The 19863-nt window shown below is 40.9% G+C and carries 9 protein-coding genes; all 9 read left to right on the top strand.

Annotation, left to right across the window (positions count from 1 at the left end):
* Positions 1-39 precede the first annotated feature (39 nt).
* Positions 40-2028 carry a DUF5054 domain-containing protein gene (locus P3L47_RS05075; RefSeq protein WP_277782892.1) on the top strand — a complete coding sequence of 663 codons (1989 nt, stop codon included), beginning with the start codon at positions 40-42 and terminating at the stop codon, positions 2026-2028.
* 160 nt (positions 2029-2188) lie between these two features.
* Positions 2189-5353, top strand: coding sequence for a GH92 family glycosyl hydrolase (locus P3L47_RS05070; RefSeq protein WP_277782891.1), 3165 nt, complete (start codon positions 2189-2191; stop codon positions 5351-5353).
* A 273-nt stretch (positions 5354-5626) separates the two neighbouring features.
* The gene (locus P3L47_RS05065; protein WP_277782890.1) at positions 5627-5824 is read left to right on the top strand and encodes a hypothetical protein; all 198 of its coding nucleotides are present in this window, start codon (positions 5627-5629) and stop codon (positions 5822-5824) included.
* Positions 5825-5842: 18 nt separating this feature from the next.
* Positions 5843-8725 carry a glycoside hydrolase family 38 N-terminal domain-containing protein gene (locus tag P3L47_RS05060; protein WP_277782889.1) on the top strand — a complete coding sequence of 961 codons (2883 nt, stop codon included), beginning with the start codon at positions 5843-5845 and terminating at the stop codon, positions 8723-8725.
* A gap of 64 nt (positions 8726-8789) precedes the next feature.
* Complete coding sequence (locus tag P3L47_RS05055; protein WP_277782888.1) at positions 8790-11942, top strand: SusC/RagA family TonB-linked outer membrane protein; 3153 nt, start codon at positions 8790-8792, stop codon at positions 11940-11942.
* Positions 11943-11955: 13 nt separating this feature from the next.
* Entirely contained in the window at positions 11956-13461 is a 1506-nt protein-coding gene (locus P3L47_RS05050) for a RagB/SusD family nutrient uptake outer membrane protein (RefSeq protein ID WP_277782887.1), read from the top strand.
* A gap of 59 nt (positions 13462-13520) precedes the next feature.
* Positions 13521-15947, top strand: a complete 2427-nt coding sequence (locus P3L47_RS05045) for a glycoside hydrolase family 38 N-terminal domain-containing protein (RefSeq protein ID WP_277782886.1) — start codon at positions 13521-13523, stop codon at positions 15945-15947.
* Positions 15948-15979: 32 nt separating this feature from the next.
* Positions 15980-17095 carry a uroporphyrinogen decarboxylase family protein gene (locus P3L47_RS05040; RefSeq protein ID WP_277782885.1) on the top strand — a complete coding sequence of 372 codons (1116 nt, stop codon included), beginning with the start codon at positions 15980-15982 and terminating at the stop codon, positions 17093-17095.
* Positions 17096-17221: 126 nt separating this feature from the next.
* Positions 17222-19822, top strand: coding sequence for a glycoside hydrolase family 38 N-terminal domain-containing protein (locus P3L47_RS05035; RefSeq protein ID WP_277782884.1), 2601 nt, complete (start codon positions 17222-17224; stop codon positions 19820-19822).
* The last annotated feature ends 41 nt before the right edge of the window (positions 19823-19863 follow it).

The following is a 19863-nucleotide window of genomic DNA, read 5'->3' as shown; positions in this document are numbered from 1 at the left end:
TGTATGCTGTTTTTTTATGAATATAATTATCATTTACACATGAAACGAATTTTAATTTCTCTCTTAATTATATCTTTGGGAATAGTCCAGCTCAATGGACAGGAAATAAATACATCTGTCGAGAAAGTGTATGTTGTTTTCAAAACGCATCTGGATGTCGGTTTTACCGATTTGAGTTCCGTGGTAACCCAGCGTTATATAACGGAATTTATACCGAAGGCATTGGATGTATCGGAAAAGTTACGTGCAGAGAATGCTAGTGAAAAATATGTTTGGACAACGGGAGCATGGTTGATCTGGAAATACCTCCATACGGCATCGCCCAAAGAAGTGGAACGTTTGGAAACGGCTATCCGGCGAGGGGACATTGTTTGGAATTCAGTGCCTTATACCGTCGAGTCGGAATCGATGAATCGGGATTTGTTTGAGACTTGCCTGCTTTTGTCACATAAGCTGGATGAAAAGTACGGAAAGAAAACGATTGCTGCCAAGATGACGGATGTACCGGGGCATACACGTAGTATTGTGGCTCCGATGAGCCGTGCCGGTATTCGTTTTCTGCATATAGGCGTAAATCCGGCTTGTCCCATTCCTTCCGTACCTGAGTTTTGCCGTTGGAGAGATACGGATGGCAGTGAATTGATTCTGGTCTATCAGCAGGATTATGGCTCGGAGAATATACTTCCGGGAGGAAAAGCGGTAATCTCGATTAATTTTACCGGAGATAATCATGGACCTCACCCCTATGAAAAAGTGAAGGCAATTTATGCCGATTTGCATAAACGTTATCCGAAAGCCCGTTTGATAGCCTCTTCTTTCAATGAAATAGCGGAAGAGCTGATTGCTATGCAGGACCAGTTACCGGTAGTTACATCAGAAATAGGGGATACCTGGATTTACGGTTATGGAAGTGCTCCGATACGAATGGCAAAATTCAGGGCGTTGTCCGAACTCTATTCTCAGTGGTTGCGTGAAAAGAAAATCGACAAGAACAGCGATGCGGCACTTGATTTTGCTTTGGAACTAGGATTGATAGCCGAACATACACAGGGTGTTGATGTGAAAACACATCTTCATAATTGGGACAAATATGATACGGATCTTTTCTTACCGGCTCGTTCTACCGCACCTTTCCGGAAAGCGGAAGCATCGTGGAAGGAATTGGATGATTATATTTATAATGCGATTCAATACCTGCCTCAGAATTTGCAGGTAGAGGCGTTGGCCAAAATGAAAGAGATTGACGAGCCGGTTGTTCCTTCATTTACGGAGAAATCCCAATCGGTGGCTTCAACGCCTTGGCAAGCTGCTGTATTGAAAAATGACATTTTGAAGATAGAAGGATTATCATATCAAATGTATGATGCCGCTGATTATCAGCATTATCTGGATAACTACTTGCGTGCTCATTATGGATGGGCTTTGGCTGATATAGGTAAACCGGAACTGGATAAATCGAAAGCCATAAGTGTCTCTCTCCCTGCACAGACCATCAGGCAGGAGGTTCGTAAAGAGAAGAAAGGAATACGGACGGTGAATGAGCTTGTTTTCCCGGAGCGTCCTGAAGTTGACCGGCGGGTATATCCTGAAAAGATGTATGTGGATGTGTTGGAATATAAGAATGGAAAGAAAGCGGAAGTCACTTTGACTATAAAAGATAAACCTGCGGTCCGCTTGCCGGAGGCCTATTGGTTGTCTTTTAATACGGATGATATTCTTTCGATCGTAGCAGAGAAAGTCGGTGAGCGTGTCGATCTGTTCGATGTGGTAGAAAAAGGGAATCGTCAGCAGCACGGTATCGACCGTTATGTGGATTTGGTGACTTCATCCGGAACCATCCGCATATGGAGTGAAGCCGCTTTCCTGGTTAATGTAGGTGAGGCGAGAGGTATAAACTACTCATTGGAATACCCCGACAAAAAGGGCGGTATTCATTTTAATCTGAGTAATAATCTTTGGAATACAAATTTCCGTATGTGGAATGAGGGATCGTTAACTTATCGTTTCACGATCGAACGGATAGATTAACTATTGTATACAGAAAACATTAATAATCCACGGAATAAACAGCTATTTGCTATTGCGTGGTACTGATGGTTGTTTTTATTTTGTAATCTGTTAGACTGGATGGCTCCGGTTAATATTGCCAGGAAACCATGAGTGTTAATTTGAAATAAAGCTAAAGATCATGAAACATCTATTCTTAATTCTTTTTATTCTTCTATCGCCTCCCGGTATATACGGAGGAAATAAAGTCCTTTTCGAAATAGGAAAGCAGGACAATTCCGCTGCGGAGTTTGCCCTCTATCCCGATAATTACAAAAGTTTTCTGGCGAACTTCGGGGGAGAGAAATCTTTTTATGTAGGATATTCTACTCCTGAAAAACACTGGCCGTATGTTTTGCCGGGTCCGTTGGATGGCTGGGCAGGCGGTGGATACTGGGCCGGATTTCATCCGAGACATTTCCCTTCTATCTATTTCAATCTGAACAAAGTTGCTGGAAAAGGGGAGTGTTCTCTTACTTTCTTTTTCACCGGTGCACATAATAGTAAGCCGATCAAAATACGGGTTGAGATCAACGGTCATCGGTTCGAAGAAGAACTGAACGGGGAGAATGTTTCGGAGTTTTTGGAAAATAAGGGAACAGGAAAAGCGAAAGAGATACATATACAATTCCCCTCTTCATGGCTTACTCCCGGTATGAATAAGATCCAATTGGGAACCATAAAAGGCACATGGGCTATTTTCGATTGTATCCGGTTGGAAACACCGGTTTCTGTACAACTTGGGAAAGCGTCTTCTTCGTTGATACGTTCCGTAAAAGCTGCACCTTTTGAATATCAAAAAGAGAATGGAGAACGTATGTTGCCGGTTTTGGTGGATATGAACCAGTTTGATGCACCCCGGGAGTTGACTTTTGGGGTAGAGGGATGTGCTCCTGTTTCACGTACGATCGAAGTAGGGGAGAGTATCCAGGAAATATTGATGCCGGCTGCACAGGCTAAAGGCAAACAGGAAAAGTTGCTATTTACAATCCGGGATGGCGAAGATGTTATTTATAAAGGTGAAGTGATCCGTAGTTCACAACCGCTACATTCCTATTCGGATGATGTGGACTTGCTGATGGGTACGGGCAATTCCCGTTGGATGTTCAAACCCGGACCAAGTCTCCCTTTGAGCATGGTACAGATCGCTCCCGATAACCAGGACGAGATATGGAAAGCCGGATATGAATATACTATAGAAAATATCATGGGCTTTAACCATTTCAGCGACTGGACGATGACCGGCTTTCTGATGCAACCGACCTGCGGTGAACTGAAAGTTAATCCCGGCAGGGAAGATTTTCCGGATGAGGGTTATCGTTCGCGGATTGACAAATCGTCGGAAAAGGCAGAAATAGGTAAATATTCCGTGTATATGACGGATACGAAGATACAAGCGGACATAACGGCAACCCGCCGTGCAGCTTTACAACGATATATTTTCCCTGCCAGGGAAGACGCGCGTATCCTGATCGATATGTTCACTCCTAACGAGTATCCGCATAATCTGGTCAATACCCGTGTAACGAAAGTCAGCGATACGGAAATAGAAGGTTATGCTACTTACTATAATGCTTTTACCGGATATACATTGGAGCAGAGTTATACATTGTATTTCGTCCTCCAGTTCAGCAAACCTTTTGATTTGATGGGCGGATGGGTGAATGAAGGTGTTCAGCCAGTAACCGGTTATATCCCCGGATGGAACAGGAATCACGAGTTTGAAACCCCTGCGGAAATCAGGCAGAATATCACCATGATAGAAGGCAAAGGCGATGTCGGTATATTCCTGAATTATAAGACGAAAGAGAACGAAGAAATCTTAGTCCGTTCCGGTGTTTCTCTGGTAGATATGGCAGGGGCACGCAACAACCTGAAGCAGGAACTGGCTGATCCTTTCGGATGGGATTTTGAGAAAGTAGTGAACAATGCCCGTGCCGTTTGGGATGAATACCTGGGAAGAATAGCGATTGAAACGGACGATTATCTGCAAAAGAAGAAGTTCTATACCAACCTTTACCGCGCGTTAGCAGCCAAAGCAACCTGGAGCGATGTCGACGGTCGTTTTGTGGATGAAGATGAAAGGATCAGGCAGTTGGAGAAAACGGACGATTGTATCGTAAGCGGTGAATATTGGAATACATTCTGGAATAATCAACAGTTATTCAATCTGATGGCTCCGGAAATATCCAGCAAGTGGGCACGTTCGGCCATTCAGCTTTATCAGAATAGCGGTTGGTTCAATACGGATCCTGCCGGGATAGAACATACCGGTGTGATGGTTGCCATGCATCCGATCTCCCAGATATTGGGAGCCTGGCAAAGCGGTATACGTGACTTTGACTTGAATATAGCGTATGACGGTCTGAAAAAGATGATGACAACACCTCCTCAAAAGTATGAAGGTGGTGGAACTGTCGGAGTTGAGAACCTGGTTCCTTATATGAAATATGGGTATATTCCCGCAGGGAAAGGAACTGTCTCCAATACGATGGAGTATGCTTACGACGACTGGTGTTTGGGACAGATGGCTAAAGTGTTGGGAAAGACCGATGACTTTAAACTGTTTGATGAACGTTCGAATAATTGGTCTAATTTGTTTGATCCGAAGTCCGGTTTTATACGTCCTAAGGACGAACACGGCAATTGGGTAGAGCCTTTCGATCCGTATCATACACCCGGGTTTACCGAAGGAAATGCCTTCAATTATTCCTGGTTCGTACCCCATAATCCGAATAAATTGATCGGTATGGTCGGTAAAGACCGTTTTATAAGCCGTTTGGATAAAGCGATGGAGCAGTCGGCACATGCCAACTTTAATGCGGCAGGCGATAACTTTTCCGCTTTCCCGATCAACCACGGAAATGAAACTTCTATGGAAGTTGCCTATCTCTTTAACTGGGCAGGTGCTCCCTGGCTGACGCAGAAATGGGTACGGGCAATACAGGAGCAGTATTACGGAACCACTCCTTACGATGCTTATCCGGGGGATGAGGATCTGGGACAGATGAGTAGTTGGTTTGTCATGAGTGCTCTCGGTTTGTTCCAGATGGATGGCGGATGTTCTGAAAAGCCGTACTATGAATTGGCTTCTCCGCGCTATCCCAAAATCACGATCCGGCTGGATGGAAAATATAACCGCGGCGAGACTTTCGTGATAGAAGCTCCCGGCGCATCCAAAGAGAATAAATATATTCAATCGGTTACCTTGAACGGTAAACCGGTAAATGGTTTCCGGATTTCGCAGGAAGAGGTATTGAAAGGAGGGAAGATTGTGATCGAAATGGGAAAAGAAGCCAAACAATAAAATTTTTTTACAAAAGAGTGACTAAAACCAATAGGTATATTCTTACAGATTATAATTAACAAGTTTAGAAGAGTTATATCATTACTCAATATAGAGTTTGATATGGCTCTTTTTTGATGATAGAATACAATATCATTAAAGTTGTATTCTGAGATAAAAAAACGTAATCGTAAGATTGTGTAAGAAAATAGTATGATAGTATAATAATAATAGTTAAGAATATTGCTTGCTTTGCATTGTTTTAATCGGTTAAATAGTAAAACTATATACATTATGGCTTTAAAAGAACAATTTTTAACAACGATGCTGGTTGGAAAGCTAGATCGTGTTCCTATTACAGTATGTTTATTCAGTCAGGAATTTTCACAAGAAGTATTAGGAGATTACATCATTTTGTACTCTGGTAGAGTACAAGCCCAATTGAAATCAATTAGGCACAGATGGTTTATGGATTCTAGTTATAATAAATAATTTAACCGATTAAATACCATGAAACATCAATTTATTGCAGGGTTGCTTTTATGGAGCACAGCAGCGTTAGGAACTGTTCAGCCGGATTTACTGGATGTTCGAGTGTGTAACCATTATAAATACCGGTCTGATAAAGAGGCTGGTCGTGAAATCGTTTTGACTTATCGGGGAAATAAGAATATAACCGGTGCAAAAGTTGAAATATTCTCAAAGAAAGGTAATGAAACAACTGTGTTACGGGCATCCCGGCCTGATTCTATTCCGGTTCTATTATTACCTCAGATCGGTTTGGCGAAAACCGATACGATTATTGCCAGTTTGCAAATCGAAGGGGAAAAAGTATCCCGAGAAGTAGTCGTTCCGGCAATGAGACATTGGACTGTTTATATTTATCCTCATTCTCATGTAGACATAGGCTATACAAATACGCAGGAAAATGTGGAGTTCATTCATAAACGAAATCTGGATGTAGCGATGGATTTAGCTGAAAAGACGGCTAATTATCCGGAAGATGCCCGTTTCCGTTGGAATCCGGAAGTCACCTGGCCGATCGAACGTTACCTGAATAGCGAATCACCGGAAAAGAAAAAGAAGCTGATTGAGGCAATAAAGAAAGGCTATATATCTGTCGATGCCGGTTATGTCAGTACAAATACAAGTGCCAGCAGTGATGAGGAATTGTTGCAACTCTTCTCTTTCGGTAAAAAAATGGAGAAAGAGACGGGTAAAGAGGTAAAAACAATGGTTCAGGTGGATATACCCGGTGTATCCTGGGGAGTTGTCTCTGCAGCTAATCAATTGGGTATTTCCTATTGCTTATCTCTATTTAACGGTTATGACCGGACAGGGCTTTCTCCGGAAATGAATTTCAAACCTTTCTGGTGGATAGGTCCGGATGGAAAGTCGAAAGTATTATTCTTACAACCAGGTGCTTATACTCCAGGTGCTTTGGCTAAGGGTAAATATTTCTGGCCTAAACTGGCAGGGCAAACCGATCGGTCTAAACTGATTCCTGTTGTTAAGACAGATAATCCAAGAGAAAACTTCATCGATTCTTATTTGGCAGATATGTTGCCTAAGCTAGAGAAAGATAAAGATTATCCGTATGATGTTTTCCCGATGACTTGGTGTATGGCCGATAACACGCCTATCGATGTGGATCTTCCCGATGCCGTCAAAAGCTGGAATGAAGAATATGCTTTTCCACATGTGAAAATCTGTACGGCAACGGAAATGATGCAAGCTTTTGAAAAGTATGCAGACCAATTGCCTACTTTACAGGGGGATTACACGGAATACTGGACGGACGGTCTGGGTACTAGTGCGGAAAAGACAGGAGAAAGTCGTGAGGTAAAAGACAAGTTGGTACAGGCCGAAATTTTATGGAGCATGTTACAACCAGGTAAAGAAGAACCTACTAATTTAATTCAGGAAGCATGGCGCAATATTATTTTAAGCACGGAACATACCTGGGCGTATATGGCACCGGCTCAACAGCCGATCAGTGATAATATCTTGGCTACCAAATTGGGTTATTTCGATAAAGCAAAAGAGTTGACCGATCAGGTAATGGAGATGGCTTATAATAATATAGAAGATAAAAGTTCGGATATTGTTACCGTATTCAATACCAATACATGGACACAAAGCGGATTGGTTACATTATCAAAAGAGATTGCAAACTCTTTTCAGTCGTTGCAGGATGCGAATGGTAAGTATGTTGTATCTCAAAAGCTATCTACTGGAGAATTGGTATTCATGGCAGAGGAAGTTCCGGCCTTGGGTAATAAAACATTCAAATTGAAAAAAGAATCGCACTCTAATCGTTTATCAGAATCGTCTGGTACAACATTGGATAATGGCATTGTAAAAGTTATTGTCGATCCCATAACAGGAGACGTGATTAACCTGGTATATAAAGGAGAAGAATTTGTTGATTCGCAGGCTCTTTCGGCCCTGAATAGTTTTCGGTATTTGGAAGGAGGTAATACTTCTGCTCGCGCATTAAAAGATACGGAGATAAAGGTTTCCGTCGGGGAAAGAGGTAAGCTGGTCAATTCATTGATTGTTACATCCAAAGCGAAAGGTTGTAATAGCCTGACACGTGAGATCCGGCTGACAAAAGGTTCTGCAAGTGTTGAGTTTAATAATGTAGTTGACAAGCAGGCCGTTTTAGAGAAAGAGGGTATTCATTTCGGTTTTGCGTTTGATGTTCCTCAAAGCAAGGTCAGAGTCAATATTCCTTGGGGAGTTATGGAGTTGGAAAAAGACCAGCTGAAGGCTGGAAACCGAAACTGGATTACTTTGCAGCGTTGGCTGAACATATCCAATGAGAATAAAGGTATAACTTGGTGTTCAATGAATGCATGTGCATTTGAAAGCGGAGACATCACGGCTAACATTATTGGTGGAGCTGATGGTTCTCCGAAATGGATCCGGGAAATCCAACCCGGTTCAGTAATTTATTCATGGGCTTTAAATAATCATTGGCATACGAATTTCCGTTTAAGCCAGGATGGTAAGATCAGCTATAAATATCGTGTTTTACCTCATATCGGTGCGTATGATGTAGTTCGTTCGAATCGGTTTGCGATGGAACAATATCGTCCGTTGATTGCTGTGCAGACTCAAAAAGAATTTAGGTCTAAAAATGCTTTCTCTATTAACGGTAGTGATAAAATTGTATTGTCTAATTATCAGGTAATCAATAAAGGAAAGTCCAATACGATTCGTTTGTTGTCTCTTTCTGACAAAGAAGAACAAGTTGTTTTGCAATGGGCTATAAGACAGCCTAAATCTATTTATTACTATGAAAATGGTAAAAAGGTCAAATTGCCCAATAAAGAAAATCAGATAACTGTTCCTGCTAAAGGAATTATGGCTTTGAATATAGAGTGGTAAAAGTATAAATTTTAACAACACAGGTTGCCTCAAAAGTGGGGCAACCTCCTTAAATTCTATAATTATGATAAGAAGAATTATGAGTGTGGCTATGCTGATAGCTACTTTGTCGCCTTTCTGTCTGGAAGGTACACATGCTGAAAATAGTAGCATGGTTGTTCATCAGAACAAGAAGCAGATCAGAGGTTCTGTTCTTGATGAAAGCGGACAGCCTCTGATTGGTGTTAATATCGGAGTGAAAGGTACCACTTCAGGAACCATAACTGATATGGATGGTAAATTTAATTTGGATGTTAGTCCTAATGCGACATTAGTTATTTCGTATATAGGTTACAAAACGATTGAAATTAAGGCTAGTGATAATTTGAAAATCACCTTAAAGGAAGATGCGGAAGCCTTGGATGAGGTTGTTGTTATTGGATATGGTGTTGCCAGAAAGTCTGATTTAACCGGTTCAGTTGGGAATGTGTCTTCTGAAAAGATAGCTGAGCGGCAAGTTGTAAATCCTATAGATGCTTTGAGTGGAAAGATTGCGGGTGTGGTTGTTAATAACAATTCCAGTCGTCCGGGTGGATATTTATCTGTGGTTGTCAGAGGTATAGGATCTATTAAAGCGTCAATAGATCCCTTGTATGTTATCGATGGAGTTGTGGGGGCAGATATTTCTTTGATAAACCCGAATGATATAGAGTCGATGAACGTTTTAAAAGATGCTTCTTCCATTGCTATCTATGGTGCCCGTGGTGCAGCTGGGGTAATCCTTGTGACGACGAAGCGTGGTAAGTTTAGTAGCGGTACGACTGTATCTTATAATATGAATCTGGGGGTTGCCCATATGGCGAATAAACTGGATTTGTTGAACTCTTCAGAGTTTATGTCTTTATTGAATAAATCTTTTGAGAATGATGGTTTCGAACCGGTTGATTGGCATAAGGTGAACCCCAATTTATTTGATACAAATGGGAACCCGCTTTATGATACAGATTGGCAGGATGCTGCTACACGTACTGCTTTTTCGCATCGTCATCATGTGACATTAAATACGGGTTCTGAGAAATCTCGTACGACAGTGTCTCTGGGATATCAGAATGAGCAGGGTATTATGTTGGAAAACTTTTATACTCGTTTCAATGCAAAATTGACGAATGATACGAAGATAAATGATCATATATCATTGTCGACTTCATTGAATTATAATTATTCAGAAGAGAATCAGATCGATAACTATGCTGTGGGCGGCGTAACTCCGAATCGTTCTATGATCGAGATGTTCCCAGTTGTTCCTGATTATTATGCAGATGGTAGTTATGGAAACTTTGGTGACTTTTTATTCCCTGCGGCAAAAAAAGAAAATGGAGACTATGCTTTGAATGCAGCCGGTAAACGTGTGCTGGATTATGATAATCTGAATCCGTTTTGGGCAAGTTCAGATGGTCCGATACAAGTTGCTAAAGAGATAGATCGTCGTCATACCAACTCACATTTATTAGGGAATGCAGATCTTTCCATCAAAATTATTGATGGTTTGACTCTTAAGTCGACAGTTGCTGCCGAAGTCAAAATGGCGAGAGACCGTTTTTATTCAGGGAAGGATTTGATTGAATTTTCCTCTTCCGGAGCAAATGCCAGTATTGGAATGACTCATTATGTGTATTGGCAGTCGGAAAATTTCTTGACATGGGATAAACAGTGGGGAAAACATAAATTAAATTTGATGGGTGGTGCTTCCTGGAATGGTGCCTATTCTGAATATTTAGGTGGTTCCGGTACCGGCTTTGTTACAGATTTCTACAAATGGAATAATTTGGGAGTGGCAGAGAAAGCGGGTATACCGAGTTCCAGCTTTACCGAGTGGAGAATGAATTCTTATTATGTAAGAGGAAATTATTCATTTGATAGTAAGTACTTGTTGACTGCTACTGGACGTTATGACGGGTCTTCTGTTTTTGGTAAAAATAATCGTTATGCATTCTTCCCGTCTATGGCGTTGGCGTGGGTGGTAAAAAATGAAGATTTTTTACAAAATGTGAATGCAATCTCTAATTTGAAATTGCGTGCAAGTATAGGACAGACCGGTAATGCCGGAATTGGCGCTTATTCTACATTAGCCACAATCGCTAATACCAATGTTGTTTTTGGAGATAAAGAGATAAGCAAGGGTATGGTACAATCAGGAATGCCGAATGCCGATTTGAAATGGGAAACTACCACACAGTATGATTTCGGGGTAGATGTAGGTTTCCTGGATAACCGTATTATGGCTGAATTGGATTGGTATTGGAGAGATACAAAGGATTTGTTGCTGGGCAAACCTGTTTCTTATATAACCGGTTATGGTTCGGTTATGGCTAATATTGGACAAATCAGAAATCGCGGTTTTGAATTTACATTGAATACTCATAATATTAAAGGGAAAGACTTCAATTGGTATTCAACGTTGTTGTTTAGTATGAACCGAAATAAGGTAGTCAAATTGACGGATGACCATTCCGATATTTGGGATGGTGGCTTTATCGGTATCAATTATAATCTGATTCGTGAAGGTGAGGCATTGCGTACAGTTTATGGTTTGAAGCGTGACGGTTCTGGAACATGGGGTACCAATGAGGCAGAAGAGGCAGCTCGTTATGGGAAAAAACCGGGCGATAAGAAGTATATAGATCGGAATAATGACGGAAAGATCGATTATGAGAATGATGGATTTACTTTAGGAAATCTGTATCCGGATTTTGAAATGAGTCTTAGTAATACGTTCTCGTATAAAAATTTTGATTTGACCTTGGATATTCAAGGTAAAAGTGGAAATAAGGCAATCAATTTGGCCCGTATGGTATGTGAACAAAGAGGTTGGTATGCGAACAGTTATGCGAGTATCTTGAATTATTGGACACCGGATAATCAAAATACGATGATAGAACGTCCACGTACTACCATCGGTGGAAATGCTCAGGAATTGCAGATTGACGACGACCTGATTGAAGATGCTTCTTACATTCGTTTTAAGAATTTAATGGTCGGTTATACAGTTCCTGCTTCTTTTGCCAATAAATTGGGGGCTAGAAACCTTCGGGTATATGCAAATTTGGAAAACTTTTTGTTGATTACCGGTTATTCCGGTTATGATCCTGAAACTGCGAATATGTCAGGACAAGGAGTTGAATTCTTTTCTTATCCTAAGACAATGAATTTTAATTTCGGTTTGAATGTTACTTTTTAATAATTGAACAATCATGAAAAATATAGTTATATCTTCGTTTCTAGTTTTGAGTGCGGCTTTATTGGGTTCTTGTAATGACTTTTTGGATACACCTCCTAAGTCTACTCAAACATTGGATCAATATTATCAGAATGAGGAAGAGGCTCAAGTGGCTGTTAATGGTTTATATTCCAGGTTAGGTACACGTTTTACCTATGCCGGATACGGTGAGGCTCCTGCTTTTATGCTGGAATATCCGACTGGTTATTGCTATTATACGGCTGGACAACAATCGTTGATTAATCCAGATTTGGAAAAGCTGAATTATTGGGATCGTAATTATGTGGATTATTGGTGGCAGTCTTGTTATTACGGAATTGAGGCTTGCAATATGTTTTTGGCAGCAGTTCCTCAACTTCCGGAAAGCAATGCTATCGACCAAATGCTGGGAGAAGCCCATTTCTTACGTGCTTACTATTATTTTCATCTAGTGCGTATATTTGGTGATGTTCCTTTGAAATTGACTCCAACAGATGCACCGGCAGATGGTATGCTGATTCCTACATCTATAAAAGAGATATACGAACAGGCAATTTTACCAGATTTGGAAGCTGCCTCTTCGTCTCCTATTTCTTATACACCATCTTCCGGTAGAGTGTCGATGGAAGCTGTTAATGCCTTATATGCACAAGTCTATTTGACAATGGCTGGAAGTCCGTTGAATGAAACCGATAAATATCAATTGGCAGCTCAAAAAGCGGAACTGGTTGTAAATTCTTCTCATCTGTCTTTGCTTCAATCGGATACAAATATGAATTGGTTTGAAAAGTTCAGAAGAAAAGAGTTTGACAATACGGGTGAGTATATTTTTATGGCTAATTACGGAGAATCTCCTGCCCCAAGACAGCATTACTCTCAATTCTTTGTTCCGGCTGCGGCTGTGAAACTAACAGGTTTTGTCGGATTCGGTTCGATGATGCCAACTCCGGATTTTATCGATTCATTTGAAGAGGGTGATTTGCGTGCAGAAGAAAAAGGATTCTTTTTTACCTCTTATAATAGCTGGGATAATAGTGGTATACTTAATTTTGAACCGGCTGTCTATAAATTTTTCGAACCGACATTAGTGGGACAGGGTGGTTATTGCGGAAAAAGCCTCCCTCTGATTCGTTATGCAGAAATGCTATTGACTTATGCAGAAGCAACAGCACGCTCTGGTGCGATTACGGATAAAGCGATTGATGCGGTCAATCAGATTCGTTCTCGTGCAGGGTTGGAGCCTTTATCGACTGCTGTTACAAGCAATAAAGAAGCCTTTATTGATGCTGTAATGACAGAACGCGTACATGAACTCTGTTTCGAAAATGTCACTTTCTTTGATATGATTCGTACACAGAAAGCATATAATACGAAAACGAAGAGTTGGGTAAATCTGGAAGGATTCGTAGAACCTTCAGGGGCTGTATTCAAAACGGCAGAACATACTTATTTCCCGGTTCCATTGAGAGAAGTTCAAATTAATCCGGATTTAAGGAAATAGTTTCTAAAATAAAAGAGTTGTGAACTTTGTCACAACTCTTTTATCTAATAATCATTACAATGAATAAAATCAAATTATTAGTAGTAGCCTATGTAACCTGTTGTACTTTGTATGCTCAAGAGTCGATAGACGCGACCAAACAGATTGAATATATTGATTTAGTACATTTGTCGCATACAGATTACGGATATACGGATAATCCGGAGATCGCACATGAACTCCACGAAAGATATATTGACATCGGTATCGATGCCGTATTGGAAAGTATCAACGATAAATCCAAACCGACATTCTGCTGGACGGCAGAGGCTTTGGCCAGTGTCTATGAATGGTGGCAGCATGCTTCACCTTCCCGGCAGAAAGACTTGTTGAAAGCGATAAAAAGTGGACAATTTGAAATAACTGCTGCTCCGTTCAATGTAAATCCGTTGCATAATGGTACGCAAGTGGAGAAGTTATTGAACTGGGTACCTGAGGATTTATGGAAGACTTTTCATCCGGAAGTCGCTATGCAAAACGATGTAAACGGCTTTCCTAGAGCGTTGGTATCCGGATTGATGGAGAAAGGTGTCCGTTATTTCTGGTCAGGCTTGAACTTGCATTGGGGTGGTATCTTCCATAACCCTCCTCATGCTTTTTGGTGGAAAATGCCGGACGGGAGGAAGGCTTTTGTTTGGTTAGGAATGCCTTATTGGACGGGTTATGGCTTTTTCAGTGAAACCGGATGGCGCTATGCCCAGCGTCCTGCCAGCAATACGCAATTCCGCACTCCGCGTCCGGATGATATATTGAAAACAGATGAAGCTTCCATGCACAAGGCGCATAAAGTGTGTCTCGACCGAATCAATCAGATGGTGAAAGAGGGCTATCCGTACGATTTTATCGCTTTGTCTTTTACTAACGAATATCGATGCGACAACGACGCTCCTTTCCCTGCACTGGCTGAATTTGTAGCTAAATGGAATGAGATGGGATTTTCTCCTCGTTTAAACTTGACCACTGCTGCTAAGTCAATGAAAAAGATGGAAGCTAGAATTGGTGACAAGGTGGATACTTATGAAGGAGAATGGCCCGATTGGTGGTCGTTTGGATTGGCTGCTGAACCTCGTGCTCTTTCAGCTTCCCGTCAGGCAGATATGTATTTGAAGATAGCTAAATCTCCAGCATGGGGAGCTTGCCCTTCGGCGATGGGGCGTCACGAAGATGCTGTTTTGAAAGATATTTGTTTCTTCTATGAACACACGTTAGGAACCTGGGATTCTACTTGGGATACCTATAGCTTATGGTCGCAAGGACATTTTAATGTGACATACGGTTATGCCTTTCGTCCTTTCGAAAGGGCTAAATGGCTGTTGGCACAGAGGGTTCGTGCGAAACTGAGTAATGAAAAAGAAGGTGTTTATCTGGCCAATTCGGGTAAAAAGCCTTATACAGGTTGGGCTAAGCTCGATCCACTGTCTTTTGTTCGGACAGCCTACAAGTCTGTATTAAATCCGGAGACAGGTGAAAAACAGAACCTGGTATTTCATGATGGTAAAGCGATGATATGGGTGAAAGACCTTCAGCCCGACCGAGTATATCGTTATGTGTTAGCCCTTGATAGTATCAGCCAACAGAAAGAAGCCAGTCGGAAACCGGAAATTCGTACTGATAAAAACGGATGGCCTATCTATATCAAATGGGCAAACAGTCCGGAACCGTTACAGGGCGATGGTATTGGTGAGTTCTATTCGTTCAATTCATTGGTAGGCAGAAGCCTGGCACGTGATTGGCGCAATCCGGACTCTTTGGCTCGTAGGCAACAGATTGCTATGCATTCGATTGAACGACATGCTTCTTTTAAGGGGGTAGAGTGTGTGGAAACTCCTCACTCTTTCATCTATAGACAAGCATTTGAACATAATTCGTTAAAGAGCGGTGTTCGTATTTTGGAAGTTTATAAGGAAGAACCTCGTGTTGGTGTGGATGTCAAGATCGACCGTCTCTCGAATGCAGACCCGGAAATCATGTATATCCGTTTCCCGTTTGCTGAAAGTTGCGGTGCTCCTTTGACCAGTATTGGAGGAATGCAGTTTGCTCCCTATACGGATCAGATTCCGGGAACTTGCACAGATTTCTTTGCAGTTGATGATTGGATTAAGTATCCGGCAGGCGCAGGAAAAGGCTCCTGGCTGTGGTCGAGCCGTGACGTGGCTATGGTTTGTTTCGGGGGCAATCAGTTTGGTGTAAAGAGTCGCACACTGCCGGAGAAACCGAATGAATTGTGTGCAATGGTCTATAACAATATGTGGGAAGTGAATGTTCTGGACGATTGTATCGGTGAAATGGAATTTAAGTTTGATATTCAATGGAATAATGAAGAGGAGAAGACTCCTCAGCAACTTTCAGATGCTGTTCGTGGCTATTTGATGGAACCGGTTATTTTCGTCAATCCGGCTACTCGCGTAGATAAGCATTCTTATAAACATTTGAATGAAATCAGATGATATATGTTTAGCAATAAATAAAATATGAAATTATGACACCAAGAGAAAGAATGTTTGCTTTATTACAAGGCAAGCAGCTAGATAAAGTGCCTTGGTTTGGCGATTTGGATTATTGGGCTAATTCATTAATAAAGAGAGACCTTAAGCCAAATGATTTTATTACTACCGATGCCTATCTGGATTGGCATCGTTCATTAGGAGTTGGCTATTATCTTCAAGGACATTTTCCGTTTAAAGAGATATATCATGATTGTGAGGTTTCTTCGTGGACGGAAGGCAATTGCAGGTATCGTAAGGTGGTGACACCTTATGGCGAATTGAGGGAGTGCTGGGAATATTGTGATGAAACTTTTTCGGAAGCACCGGTTGAATATCTGTTGAAGTCGGAAAAGGATATACCGGCTATGATTTATCTGTACGATCATCTGAGTTATGAACCGGATTATGTCTATGCTCTGCAAAGGAAACAGCAAGTGGGAGACCAAGGAGCCCTGTTATGCTATCTGCCGAAAAGTCCTTTTATGCATTTGGTTGCACTGGAGGCTGGGATCGTAACGGTAACGATGTTGGCTTATTCGGTTCCCGAGCAGTTTGAGGCTTTGCTGAAAAGCATGAAACGTGCTTTTGATCAGGCTGCACAAATATCAGTAGATAGTCCTGCGGAATTATTGATGATCCCGGAAAATCTTTCATCAGAGATGGTAGGGGGAACATTTTTTGAAATGTATATGAAAGAATATCAGACAGAATGGACTACCAAGATCCGAGAAGCAGGTAAATATTCATTTATTCACATGGATGGTACGTTGCAAGGACTACTGAAGCAGGAGTCTTTGGTCGGCTTCTCTGTCCTGGAGGCACTTACGCCTTATCCGGTAGGGGATATGTCTATTGAAGAAATGATTCCTTTATTGGAGGATTCTAAAAGCATTTTTTGGGGAGGTATCCCCGGAGTTTATTTTACGCCTCATATCTCTGACGAAGAGTTTGATCGTCATGTTATAGCGGTACTTGAAATAATGCGTTCTATCCCTAGATTTACTTTGGGCGTGGCAGACCAGGTTCCACCGGATGGTTTGGAATATAGGGTGAAGAGGGTGGGTGAATTAGTCGAGAAGTATGGAGCTTACTGTATTGCTGACCTTTGAGCATTAATCCTATCATGACAAAAAAATGTTCTATGTGTAAACTTATATGACAATGCCAGGCGAACCGAATACCGCAAGAATAAGAATACGACATATAAATTATAATAACTTAAAATAAATACGAATATGAAATATTCATTGCTAATAGCATTCTGTGTCGTCTCATTTTGTACGACTGCACAAAGTAATTATCTGAAAGAAGGGCATGTGAATTTTGCTTTATCCAGCCATCAGGATATGGCCTGGATGGATGTTCCGGATAAATGTACGGAATTTCGTATAGAGAAGCTTTTAATGCCTAGTTTGCGCATGTTGGAAAAAGATAGTTCTTATTGTTTTACAATGGAATATGCTTTGACTTTGGAAGAGTTTTTAAACAAATATCCGGAACGTAAAGATGAATTAATGCAGCTGACTGCTAAAAAGCGTTTGGACTGGGGAGCTACATTTAATCAACCATATGAAGGTATGTTGTCTGGAGAATCATTAATTCGTGAAACTTATTTAGGAAAACGTTGGTTACAGAAACAGTTCCCCGGATGTGAATTTGTTACGGCTTTTAATCCGGATGTGCCCGGACGTTCTTTACAGACCTCACAGATTCATGCAAAAGCGGGTATCAAATATGGTATAATCTCTCGTTTCGAACCCGGAATTTATCAGTGGTTTTCCCCGGATGGTAGTAGTATCCTTTGTAAATCAAATGGTATCTATTGTGATTACGCAAGAACGCTGGCAGGGAAAAAAGAAAAAGAAGAGAAGAAAGAGTATATACGCTCGATCGTTCATTTTTGGGATCCATATTATAAGGAAAATAAAATGCCATCTGAATTGTTTTTCCTACACACGGATGACAATGAAGAACCTTATGATTATCAGCAAATATTTAAAGAATTATCTGCAGAGAAGGATATGCCAGAGTTTGGATATACAACCATTTCAACGGCTATGGATAAATTAGTCAGCAAGAAGTCTAAACCTACCCGTTTGGAAGGTGAATGGCCTGATTTATGGCTTTATATACATAATCCGACACATCATGAGGCAGTTTCCATGATGAGAGATGCACAGAGGAATTTGGTCAATGTTGAGAAATTCGGGGCAGTTAGAGGTTTGTTGACAGGTTCTTTTGCATCATACCCGCAGGACAAACTGAATGAGGCATGGAAATGTGCCATTTATCCGGATCATGGCTGGGGTGGAAACGGAGGTTATATTACCGATGAGATTTATAAAGAAAAGTTCCGTCACTCTCAAGCGTCTGCAAATGAAATGTTGGAAGATGCATTGGGTGAGATTGGTGGTATGATCGAACATAAACAAGAAGGTTTACCAATCGTTGTATTTAATCCGGAAAGCTGGCTTCGTAATGATATTGTGATTACTAAAGTAAACGTTTATGGTTTAGGTCGGGGGCATTTTGTCTTAACAGACGATAAAGGTCAGCATATTCCATTCCAATATTTACCCATAAAGGGGCAAACAAAAGATGGCGATATACAGATTGCATTTCAGGCAGATTCTATACCATCCATAGGCTATAGATCCTATTATTTGAAACATGTAAAAGATGAAATTTTTGAAGATGCTGTAACAGCTTCTAATAAAATAGATATTGATAATCCTTATTATCGTATTTCATTTGCTGCAGGAGGTATAAAAAGTATTTTTGACAAACGATTGAATCGCGAATTACTGCGTACGGATAAATTCCTGGGAGGAGAAGTCTTCTGTACCCGATCAGTAGGTAATGGCGCTGGTGAATTTAAAGAAATTCAGCCTATCACCATGGAAGGATTTGAAAAGAGTTCGGATTATTCTCCGTCCTGGAGTATTATTGAAAGTGGAAGGGTGAGAGAGGTTAGAGAATGTCGTTCGAAATTCAAGCATGCGACTGTCATTCAACGAATCATTGCATACCAAAATTTCCCTAAAATTGATATAGAGATTGACTTGGAAGGATTTACCGGAGAAGCCTACCAGGAGTTCCGGATGACTATGCCATTGAATCAGTCATCGTCATTAATCAGTTATGAAGTTCCGATGGGGGTTGTAGAAATAGGAAAGAACGATCTATCTATTTCTGCAGGACATGCAGGTGGATTACATTATACTACCCCACTAAATGAAACACCACTTCGTGAATGCCAAAATTGGTTTGCCTCTTCCGATGATTTGTCAAACGTTATGCTCTCATCTAGTGTTGGCGTATTCGGATATAAGGATGCTACATCCAATCCTGTTGATTATCCGGTTTTACAACCTGTTTTGTTGGCATCCCGTAAGAGCTGCCATTGGAAAGGAAATTGGTATCTTCAGCAGGGAAACCATTCGTATCGTTTCTCCTTGCATTCGTCTGATGGTGACTGGAAAAAAACTCATCAGTTAGGTACACAATCTGCTCAACCTCTATTAACTGCAGTGGGGGTGAAAAACGGGAATAATAAAATATTGTCACCTTTACAGTCGTTCTTTAGTGTGGATAAGAAGAATGTAATGGTCAGTACGATTAAGAAGTGTGAGGATGATGACAATGTGGTTGTTCGATTATTTGATATAGAGGGCATGGATAGCGATGTCTCTTTGTGGTCTTTCAAGCCTATAAAGAAAAGCTGTCAAACCAATATCATTGAAGAACCTCAGAAACTTATTGATAACAAGGGGGATATCTTACCTGTTAAAATCGGACATCATTCGATTGAGACTTATAAATTAGAGTATAAATAATTTAGAGATTCATAAAATATACTAAATCGCTTTACTATAAT

The sequence above is a fragment of the Parabacteroides chongii genome, assembly GCF_029581355.1.
Taxonomy (GTDB): Bacteria; Bacteroidota; Bacteroidia; order Bacteroidales; family Tannerellaceae; genus Parabacteroides; species Parabacteroides chongii.
Note: the sequence above shows the minus strand (reverse complement) of the source record. Positions and strands in the feature narration are given on the sequence as shown.

Coding starts and splice junctions, on each gene's coding strand:
- P3L47_RS05075 (WP_277782892.1), top strand. CDS start 40: ATGAAACGAATTTTAATTTCTCTCTTAATTATATCTTTGGGAATAGTC.
- P3L47_RS05070 (WP_277782891.1), top strand. CDS start 2,189: ATGAAACATCTATTCTTAATTCTTTTTATTCTTCTATCGCCTCCCGGT.
- P3L47_RS05065 (WP_277782890.1), top strand. CDS start 5,627: ATGGCTTTAAAAGAACAATTTTTAACAACGATGCTGGTTGGAAAGCTA.
- P3L47_RS05060 (WP_277782889.1), top strand. CDS start 5,843: ATGAAACATCAATTTATTGCAGGGTTGCTTTTATGGAGCACAGCAGCG.
- P3L47_RS05055 (WP_277782888.1), top strand. CDS start 8,790: ATGATAAGAAGAATTATGAGTGTGGCTATGCTGATAGCTACTTTGTCG.
- P3L47_RS05050 (WP_277782887.1), top strand. CDS start 11,956: ATGAAAAATATAGTTATATCTTCGTTTCTAGTTTTGAGTGCGGCTTTA.
- P3L47_RS05045 (WP_277782886.1), top strand. CDS start 13,521: ATGAATAAAATCAAATTATTAGTAGTAGCCTATGTAACCTGTTGTACT.
- P3L47_RS05040 (WP_277782885.1), top strand. CDS start 15,980: ATGACACCAAGAGAAAGAATGTTTGCTTTATTACAAGGCAAGCAGCTA.
- P3L47_RS05035 (WP_277782884.1), top strand. CDS start 17,222: ATGAAATATTCATTGCTAATAGCATTCTGTGTCGTCTCATTTTGTACG.